General features: G+C 69.0%; 9 protein-coding genes. 4 read left to right on the top strand and 5 right to left on the bottom strand.

The annotated features are described in order from the left end of the window. Window positions 1–61: 61 nt before the first annotated feature. Together ODJ79_RS44470 and ODJ79_RS44475 are read left to right on the top strand one after the other, a co-directional pair. Complete coding sequence (locus ODJ79_RS44470) at window positions 62–739, top strand: BON domain-containing protein (RefSeq protein WP_263029786.1); 678 nt, start codon at window positions 62–64, stop codon at window positions 737–739. Window positions 740–866: 127 nt separating this feature from the next. Then, a complete protein-coding gene (locus ODJ79_RS44475) occupies window positions 867–2315 on the top strand; it encodes an aromatic acid exporter family protein (RefSeq protein ID WP_263029787.1) in 1449 nt (482 codons plus the stop codon). Window positions 2316–2377: 62 nt separating this feature from the next. On the opposite strand, the gene ODJ79_RS44480 is transcribed toward ODJ79_RS44475, so the two are convergent. Beyond that, window positions 2378–3400 carry a response regulator transcription factor gene (locus ODJ79_RS44480; protein ID WP_263029788.1) on the bottom strand — a complete coding sequence of 341 codons (1023 nt, stop codon included), beginning with the start codon at window positions 3398–3400 and terminating at the stop codon, window positions 2378–2380. Window positions 3401–3912: 512 nt separating this feature from the next. Here ODJ79_RS44480 and ODJ79_RS44485 point away from each other — a divergent pair. Beyond that, window positions 3913–4887, top strand: a complete 975-nt coding sequence (locus tag ODJ79_RS44485; RefSeq protein WP_263029789.1) for a DUF2267 domain-containing protein — start codon at window positions 3913–3915, stop codon at window positions 4885–4887. 73 nt (window positions 4888–4960) lie between these two features. Here the strand turns inward: ODJ79_RS44485 and ODJ79_RS44490 are convergent, their stop codons facing one another. The 3 genes from ODJ79_RS44490 to ODJ79_RS44500 form a co-directional block, all read right to left on the bottom strand. Beyond that, a complete protein-coding gene (locus ODJ79_RS44490; protein WP_263029790.1) occupies window positions 4961–5518 on the bottom strand; it encodes a DUF1345 domain-containing protein in 558 nt (185 codons plus the stop codon). 77 nt (window positions 5519–5595) lie between these two features. Continuing rightward, entirely contained in the window at window positions 5596–5721 is a 126-nt protein-coding gene (locus ODJ79_RS44495; RefSeq protein ID WP_263029791.1) for a hypothetical protein, read from the bottom strand. Next, window positions 5718–6293, bottom strand: a complete 576-nt coding sequence (locus ODJ79_RS44500; RefSeq protein WP_263029792.1) for a type 1 glutamine amidotransferase domain-containing protein — start codon at window positions 6291–6293, stop codon at window positions 5718–5720. The genes ODJ79_RS44495 and ODJ79_RS44500 overlap by 4 nt, the downstream gene beginning before the upstream one ends. 325 nt (window positions 6294–6618) lie before the next feature. Here ODJ79_RS44500 and ODJ79_RS44505 point away from each other — a divergent pair, with 325 nt between their 5' ends. After that, on the top strand, window positions 6619–8268 hold the full coding sequence (locus ODJ79_RS44505) for an alpha-amylase family protein (RefSeq protein WP_263029793.1): 1650 nt from the start codon (window positions 6619–6621) through the stop codon (window positions 8266–8268). A gap of 204 nt (window positions 8269–8472) precedes the next feature. Here the strand turns inward: ODJ79_RS44505 and ODJ79_RS44510 are convergent. Next, a partial coding sequence (locus ODJ79_RS44510) for a fibronectin type III-like domain-contianing protein (protein WP_263029794.1) occupies window positions 8473–9390 on the bottom strand: 918 nt, incomplete at its 5' end.

Below are 9390 nucleotides of genomic sequence, written 5' to 3' on the forward strand. Positions count from 1 at the left end.
GTCGCCTACCGCAGCACGAGCAGCCCGAACAGCTGACGACCGAGAAGTCGAGGAGGACCGCGTGGCCAGCACAGTAACCAGCCAGACCGATGAGGAAATCCAGCGTGACGTACTGCGCGAGTTGAAATGGAACGCCGAGATCGCGCCGAACGAGATCGGCGTGGCCGTGCGGAACGGGGTGACGACGCTGACCGGCCGGGTGGACACGTTCAGCAAGAAGTGGGCCGCCGAACGCGCGGCGCTTCGTATCCGCGGGGTCAAGGCCGTCGTCAACAACATCGAGGTACGCCTGGCCCCCAGCGAGGAACAGACCGATGTCGACCTCGCCCAGTCCATCGCACGGGCGCTCGAGATGGACTCACTCGTACCCGATGACATGGTGAAGGTCTCGGTGTCCGGCGGCTGGGTCACCCTGCGCGGCGAGGTGGACTGGGACTACCAGCGGCGGGAGGCGGAACGGGTGGTCCGGAACCTCACCGGCGTCAAGGGGATCAGCAATCTCATCACCGTGCGGCCGCGTACCGGCCCGTCGCCCGATGAGCTCAAGAAGAAGATCGAGGACGCCCTGGTGCGGACGGCGGAGACGGACGCGGAACGGATCCACGTCGCCACCCAGGGCAGCAAGGTGATCCTGACGGGGAGCGTACGTTCTTGGGCTGAGCGCCGCGAGGCCGAACGTGTCGCCTGGTCGGCGCCCGGTGTCACGGAGGTGGAGAACCTGATCTCGATCAGCACATGAAAACGTGACCCATAAGTCCGCCGCGGTGTTGGTCCCTGACGAACGCCGCGGCGGCGGGCGGGTACGGTCGACAGCACCTGAACGCGCACCGACCAGCCGAGGCCGCCACAGCCGACGAGGAGGAGCGATGCGGCTGACCAGCTTCCTGCGCCGCCCTCGGACGGCGGTGCTTGCGCGGTCGGGCCGCATTCCCGGGATACAGACCGCGAAGGTCACGCTCGCCGCCGTCGTGGCGTACGTCGCCGCGGATCTGCTGAACACCACGGCGACACCGATTCTCGCGCCGCTGACCGCCATCCTGGTGGTGCAGGTGACCGTGTACCAGACGGTCACCGAAGGACTCCAGCGCGTCCTGAGTGTGCTGGCCGGCGTCCTGGTGGCGGTGGGGCTGGCCACCGTCGTGGGGCTGAGCTGGTGGAGCCTCGGGATCGTGGTGGCCGTGAGTCTCGTACTCGGGCAGGTCCTTCGCCTCGGGCCGCACACCCTGGAGGTGCCGATCAGCGCGATGCTCGTCCTTGCGGTCGGCGGCGCCGCGGCGTCGCAGGCGGCGACCGGCCGGGTGTACGAGACGCTCATCGGCGCGGCGACCGGCATCGCGGTGAACTTCGCGATCGCTCCTCCGGTGCACGTGGAATCGGCCGGCTCCGCGGTTGCCGGCCTGGCCACCCGCCTCGGGGACTTCCTGCGCTCGCTCGCCGCACAACTACGCGCCGGCTGGTCGCGCCAGGCCGCGCAGGACTGGCTCACCGCGGCCCGAAGCCTGAGCGCATCGGTTCTCGAGGCCGACCAGTCGCTGGTCCGGGCCGAGCAGAGCGCCGTGCTCAACCCCCGCGGCGGCGAGGTACGCGTGGCACAGCCGCGACTGCGCACGGCCCTCACCGCGATCGAGTACTGCACCATCGTCGTCCGCGCCCTGTGCCGCGAGATCTTCGACCGGACGTTCTACCTGCCGCCGGAACTCGAGCAGGAGGCTTATCCCGCAGCCGCCCGCCAAGCTCTCGCCGACGTGCTCGACCTCGCCGCCGCGGCCCTCGACGGCGTGGCCGCCGTCGCCACCGACGCTGAGCCGGTCGACACCACTCGCGCCCGCGTGGCCGCGCAGCTCGACCAGCTGTACCAGCGGCGAGAGCAGCTGGGCCGGCTGCTGCTGGTCGACCCGCACGCCGACGCCGCGGCCTGGCAGCAGCACGGCGCGCTGCTCACCGCCGTGGACCGGCTCCGGGTCGAGATCGAGGCGGCGATCCGCCCAGCCACCCAACCGTGGCGCCCGCCGTCGCTGACCGAACGGCCGCGGCGGGCGGCGCAGCGGGTCGTGGGCGCCGCCGAGCAGACGCTACCGCTGGTCACCGACCGTTCCCGGCAGGCTGTCCGGCGAATGATGGACGTCGCCGCAGACGCCGCGGCGGAGCATTTGGCCGGCCCCGATCCACGGGCTGCACGTCCCCGCAGAGACGCCGGCGCGGGCACACCGGCCGAGCAGGCGACCGACGCCGCGGCCGGCATCCGGGCCGCGGAGGAGGCGGCGAGGCCCTCGCCGCGACCGGGCACCAGCCGCCCCGAAACCGACCAGGAATGATCCGGCTGGTCGCAGGACGACTCGATCCGCCGCCTGATTTCGTTCGCAGATCCGCAAGAGGGTCAATCGTGCGGGCCGGCCAGGTTGGGCGGCAGGAACAGGGCGTGGTCCAGCGACCGGACGGCGGCCGCGGTGCGGGTCGGCGCGTCGAGTTTGACCCGGATGTGTTCCAGGTGTGCCGCCACGGTGCGCTGGGTGATGAACAACGTCGAGGCGATCTGCCGATTGGTCGCGCCGTCGATCACCAACCCCAGCACTTCGAGCTCGCGCCGGGTCAGACCGTGCAGATCGCCCGGCGGCGACGCGATCATGAGCTGGACAAACGGCGACGACGGGATCGGCGGGCAGGCGATCACCGTGATGCGCAGGTAGTCGTCGGTCTCGCGGCTCGGGTCCGGGTACAGGAAGGATGTGGGGCTGCCGTGGGTCCGCAGGCGTTCCGAGGCGATGGCGACCACCCGGCGGCCGGTCGCCAGCAGCGGATGCGCTGGTGACCCGGGCAACGGGTGTACCGCGGAGCCCGGGCCGATCACCGCCGAAGCGCGGGCGTCGACGACCAGACCGGCCAACCCGGTGATCGAGTTCATCGGGTCGATCGCTGCGGTGATCATCGGCGCCATCTTGCCGATCACCTGGCAGTCGGGGTCGCTGGGCTGGCCGGTGGCCTCGGTGAGCAGAATGAGCAGGCCGACCGGTCGTCCGTCCATGGCGATCAGCGGCATCCCGAGACCGTCGTGCTGCCCGGCCGACGACCACAGCCCTTCCGGGGAAGGAAAAGCCGACGGCCTCCCGTCGGTCCGCAGGCGTATCGGCCGGCGACCGGCCAGCACACCCGACGACTCCACCTTGGAGCGGTACCCGCGCGACTCGATGTACGTCCGCGCCGCAGCGTCATGGCCCAACGCGGCGGCGGTCAGGAAACGGTGGCCAAGGCCGTCCAGCACCCCCAGCCAGGCCGCCGAGAACGGCACGATCTCACGCAACGGATCCCACAGGCCCGGCAGCTCTCGGGGAGGACCACACCCAGCGGTGATCCGGTTGATCTCCACGGCAAGAGCCATCGCGCTCGTCATGAGCTCCTGCATAGCCTCTCCGTTCCGTCGAAAACTGCACTGGTCAATCAATGCGGGACGATGTTTCGCACTGTCCTGTTTGCGTACCAAGATCGCGACTGCATCCGTCGCCTGCCCCGGTTGACGGCCGGTGCGCGACCCTGGCAGGGGGTAGTTGTTATCCACCTTCGACATTCGTGACAGGGCGTTTACAAGCCGTCATCACGGGTGCCTTATGGGGGGTTCCATGCGCTGCGACGCGTACACGCCCGTGACCCCACCCGAACAGATGGCGCGAAAAGTCGCTGCGTGCTTGGTTGTGTCCGTGCTGCTGGGTATCCGGCGGGGCGCACACTGCCTATCCGCACGGCCGGCCTTCCAAGCGGTCAAGGGGCTCGCCGCACACAGTGAGTTCGGCCCGACACGCAGCGCTACGGGCCTGGCCCTACGGGCACTGCGAGTAAGGACATCGAGGACGCGGCAGATTCTTCGGACCTCTCGCATGGACACCCAGCCTCGGGGAACGCCACGGCATGGCTAAGGAGATGGAAGGCGACAACCGCAAGCGACGCGCCCTGGCCAGAGCGGCCCAGGAGAAAGGGCACCAGGCCAGCGAGGCCGGTGTCAGCCTGGGTTCCTCGAAACAGCGGCGCCATGCCAAGCATGCCGAACGGGCGGAGCAGGACGGGCCGCCTCCGGAGGGTGCAAACAAGCCCGGGCCACGGGCACCTCGGCCGCAGGAAGCACCGGAACCCGATCCGACCTGGCCGCGCCGGCCCCCGCCGACCGGCGACAATACCCCGGACACGGGAGCGCTACGGCTGCGTTACCGGGAACTGGTGACGTCTGCGGCAGAGCAGATCGGGGCAGACTTCGACACCGCGCGCGAGGCCGGCCGGGCCACGGTCTCGGTCCTGGCCCGCATGGTGGATGAGGTAGCCCGCCGGCGGCTGCTCGACGTGGTGCCGCCCGAGCTGACCGACGGGCAGGACCTCAGCACCCCGATCCGGCGAACAGACGTGATCGGTTTCGTCCAGGACGTAGGCGGACAGTTGGGTTGCCCGCCCGAACAGGCTCGGATGCGTATCCAGGCGGTGCTCGCGGCCGTCGCCGCGCAGGACCCTGACCTCCTGGGCGCCCTGCACCTACCGGACGAGCTGGCGGAGCTGACCCGGCCGCCGCAGCCGGGCGGTGGCTTGGTCGGGCCGGACGGCCACGCCGCCGCGATCGACGAGGAGGAACTACAGGCGGCGCTACGGCGGCTGCCGGACTGGACCGGCGACTCGCGCGCGATCACCCGCACCCTGGTGCTACCACCCGACCAGTTGGAACGAGTGCTGCTCCGAGTGGACCGGCTCAAGCAGCAGTTGGGCCGCGGGCCGCGAATCAGTCGTCCCGACGAGCGGACCGCCCAGTTTCTGGTCAGAACCACCAACGCGGGCGCAGTCACCGCACAGGACGTTGATCTCGCGTTGCGGGTCGACGAAGCGATCACGCACGCCAACGCCGGACTGACGTGACCGCTTCGTGGCACCGGGCCGGTCGTTTTCCCCACATGAACGACGACCGGCCCGCAGCGGAGCAGGCTCGTGACTACTGCCCCAGGTTGGTCACCACGTTCACCGCCACCGCGATGACGACGGTCCCGAACAGAAAGGACAGCACTGCGTGTCCTAGGGCAACCTTACGGATAGATGTGTCCACAACCTGCGTATCCGATATCGCGAAGCTCATCCCCACGGTGAACGCCACATAGGCGAAGTCGCTGTAAGTAGGCGGTTTTCCCTGGCCGAACTCGATGCCGCCGTCCCCGCCCGAGTAGTACAAGCGCGCGTATTTCAGGGCGAAGACCATATTGACCAGCGCCCACGACAGGACCACCACTACGACGCCGAGCACCCCGGTGGCCACGCCGACCGCGTCGTGCATACCGGACCCGGCGAGGGCGTCGACAACGGCGGCCAGGCTGGCCACCGCCGCACCCAGCACGGAAGCATCCGTGACATGGGTCCGCCCCTCGTCCTCGGCCAGCCGTTTTGTCCCGTCGGAGTCGCACGGCCAGCTGATCCGCCACACCCAGACCAGCAGGCCGCCGGCGGCGACGGCCCAACCGACGAGTATCGCCATCTCCGGAAGGCCGAGGAGCATCATCAGTCCCGCCGCGCATATCCCTCCGCCGAGACAGATCAGCAAGCGACGCCACGACAGAATCGTCGACCGCGGGCCGGTCACCTCCCCGACCGGGCGTGGCCGGTCGGGCGGGCAGCGGACGGGTTGACGGCCGCCCGCACGTGGCGCCCGGCGTCGCGGGCGGCGAGGGACGCCACGTTCCCGATCGGCGAGGTCGCGGTCATCGGCGGCCTCTCACGTCGGCGGACTGCGGTGCTTTGGCGAATTCCTGCACGATGCGTTCGCAGAACGCCGGCAGATCGTCGGGTGACCGGCTCGTCGTGATATTGCCGTCGGTGACGACTTGCTCGTCGACCACCTCGGCCCCGGCGTTGCGCAGGTCGGTGCGCACGCTCGGCCACGAAGTCAGCCGGCGCCCACGTGCGACGTCGGCCTCGACGAGGCTCCACGGGCCGTGGCAGATCGAAGCGACCGGCTTGCCCGACCGTACGAAGTCTCGGACGAACTTCACCGCGGCGGGTTCCATCCGCAGCTTGTCCGGGTTCACCGTCCCGCCCGGCAGGAGCAGCGCCTCGTAGTCTTCGACCGACGCCGAGCCGACCAGCTGGTCGACCGCGAAGGTGCCGGCGTCCTCCAGGTCGTGGTCACGCGCCTGAATCTCACCGCTGCTGATGGAGACGACGACGGTGCGGGCGCCGGCGCCCTCCAGCGCCTGCCGCGGCCGCTCCAGCTCGACCCGCTCCACCCCGTCGGCCGCGAGGATGGCGATCCGGCGTCCGTTCAGCTCTCCAGCCATGTCACGCACCCGCCCCCGCCATCGCCCGCCTCGGCCCCTCGTAGACCACCGCCTTCACGCTGCCTCCTCGTCGCGGATTCCTCAGACGCTCCAGGCCGGAGCTGGTCTCCATTACACGCGGCCCTTCCCTTAGGCCGGTATTGGCAGAAATGCCCATGCCCCTGCCTCGAATTCCTGCGCCCCGCACGCTCGGCGGCGAGTACTGACAGCCGCGCTATTGGCAGTGCTGCCAATCGACGTCGACCGCAGGAGCGGCAATGCTGAGCCAGTGATCGACAGGGGCTTCGGCTGTGCCCCTATGGGTTGGGCATTTCGAGGGGTGACGGTGGCTGAACGCTGGTACCGCAACGGGGTCATCTACAACCTGGATGTGCGGGCGTTCCAGGACTCCGACGGCGACGGCATAGGTGACCTGCGTGGCCTGATCAGCCGGATCGACTACCTCGGCCGGCTCGGCGTGACGACACTGTGGTTGAGCCCCATCCACCCCAGCCCATGGCGCGACGGTGGATACGACGTCACCGACCACTACAACATCGACCCGACCCTCGGCAGTCTGGGCGACTTCGCCGAGCTGATGAACGTCGCCGACGAACGTGGCCTGCGAATCATGCTGGACCTCGTGCTGAACCACACCAGCGACGGGCACCCCTGGTTCACGTCGGCGTGCTCCGATCCCCGCTCGGAACACCGCGACTGGTACGTCTGGTCCGAGCAGGAACCACCCGACCGCCGCGAAGGCATGGTCTTCCCCGGTGTCCAGGAGACGACCTGGACCTACAGCGACCAGGCCGGCGCCTGGTACCACCACCGCTTCTACGACTTCCAGCCCGATCTCAACATCGCCAACCCGCACGTACGCGAAGAACTCGCCAAGGTCGTGTCGTTCTGGGAGCGGCTCGGGGTCAGCGGGTTCCGCATCGACGCCGCGCCGTTCATGATCGAATGCACCGAGCCCGGCCGAGACCCGGAAAACCGCGACTACTCGGTACTCACCGAGCTGCGGGAACGGATGTCCTGGCGTCGCGGCGACGCGGTATTCCTGGCCGAGGCCAACGTGCCCAACGACGACCTGATCCAGTACTTCGGCAGTGCGGACGGAGCGGCGAACCGGCTGCAGATGCTCTTCGCGTTCCGGCTCAACGAGGCGCTCATGCTGTCTCTGGCCCAGCAGGATTCCAAAGCCGTCGCCGAGGCGCTGGCAACGCTGCCCCGCCTGCCCCGCCACGGTCAATGGGCCACGTTTCTCCGCAACCACGACGAAGTCGACCTGTCAAACCTGCCGAAATCCGAACGGGAGACAATCTTCGCCGCCTTCGGCCCCGAACGCCGCCATCAACTGTACGGCCGGGGCATTCGCCGCCGCATGGCCACGATGCTCGATGGCGGCCAGCGCCGGCTGCGGATGGCGCACAGCCTTCAGTTCACCATGCCCGGCACCCCGGTGCTGCGCTACGGCGACGAGATCGGCATGGGCGAGGACCTGCGACTGCCGGAGCGTGATGCGATCCGTACGCCCATGCAGTGGTCGCCCACCCCCAACGCCGGCTTCAGCACCGCGGCGGCGCAGGACCTGGTCCGCCCGATGATCAGCGAGGGCCCGTACTCGTACGAACAGGTCAACGTGACCGACCAGCGCCGGGACCCGGACTCGCTGTTGGTGTGGTTCGAACGGATGCTGCACACCAGGCTCGAGTGCGGCGAGATCGGCGTCGGCGACCACCGTGTGATACGAGTCGAGCCGGCCCACGTGTTCGCGCACCGCGCCGACGCCCCCAGCGGTTCGATCGTGTTCCTGCACAACCTGAGTGACCATCCGACCCGGATCAGCCTGCCGGTCAAACCCGACGACGACAGCCAGCCGGTCGAGGTGTTCAGCGACCGCGAATACCCGGACCTCGACCTGTGCGATCTTGAGCTGGATGGCTACGGCTACCGCTGGATCCGACTACGACGCTCGCACCTGCACCACTGACCTGCGGGGTGCCGAGAGTGCGGTGCTACACCGTCTGGTTCTCCCGGACCGGCGCCGCCGGTCTGCTGGCTTGCCGCTACCCGCCGGCCTGCCAACAGGATTCGAGGCGGCGGAGCCGCGTTGCCGGATAGCCGGAGGACCTGACACCCTCGGGCTACCCGGCTGTTCGGGAGGATCGTTCGCGGCCGGCCACGTGACGCGAGATCAGCTGATGGTCTGGGCGATGGCTTGAACGGAGCCGTTGCCCCGGTCGATCGGCAACTCGTCGGCACCCCGGGGCGAGCCGCCGGCCGGCGGTGGCCCCACGCCGCCGAGCCGGCACCTGGGTGTGATCGTGACCAGGGCGGATTCTGACGTTTGCACGCCGGCACCGGTTGCTGTGACAGTGACCCGTACGTGCCCGGTCCTGCCCGCAGTCAGGACTCCCGCCGAGGTGACGCTCGCTCCGGCGGTGTTGGTGTCCATCGGGGCGATCCGGTAGCTGTACGTCGTTGTCGGGTTGGCCGGGAACACACTCGCGGACAGCTTCGTCCCCGAGGATGCCTGGTCGAGCGTCACTTTCCGGTCACCGAAGTCGACCCGCGACGTGTAAGAGTTCGGGAACGCCGAGCCGGTGGCGTCCGGTGCGCCGGAGGTCACCACGACCGGGAATGTGGTCGACTTGCTCTCCCCGTCGGCCGTGGCCTTTGCCGTGATCAGGACGGCGCCGGTGGACACGGGCTTGACCGAGCCGCCGGCGTCGACCGTCGCGACCGCCGGGTTGGAGGAGGTGTACTTGACCTTGAGCGCCCGATCGGAAAGATCCCAGAACGTCGTGTCGTGCTTGGTGACCGACAGTTGGGCGTTGATCCGGTTGTCGGGGGTGTCCAGGCTCAACTCGGTGGCATCCGGCTGGGCCGAGACCACCTCGACGCCGGCCGTTCGGTGTCCGGTCACTCGCAGGCGCACCGACTTCAGGTCTGCGCCGGCCGAGCTCGGACCGGCCAGGATGGTCCAGTCACCTGTGGGGGACACCTTCTTGTGCTTCACGTCGTCCCAGAACCACAGGTCACCGGCGCCAATGGTGACCTTCACCGTCTGGGAAGTCCCAGCGATCAGGCCGCTCTTGACGAAACCCTTCAG

This window comes from Actinoplanes sp. KI2, from assembly GCF_025630775.1.
Taxonomy (GTDB): domain Bacteria; phylum Actinomycetota; class Actinomycetes; order Mycobacteriales; family Micromonosporaceae; genus Actinoplanes.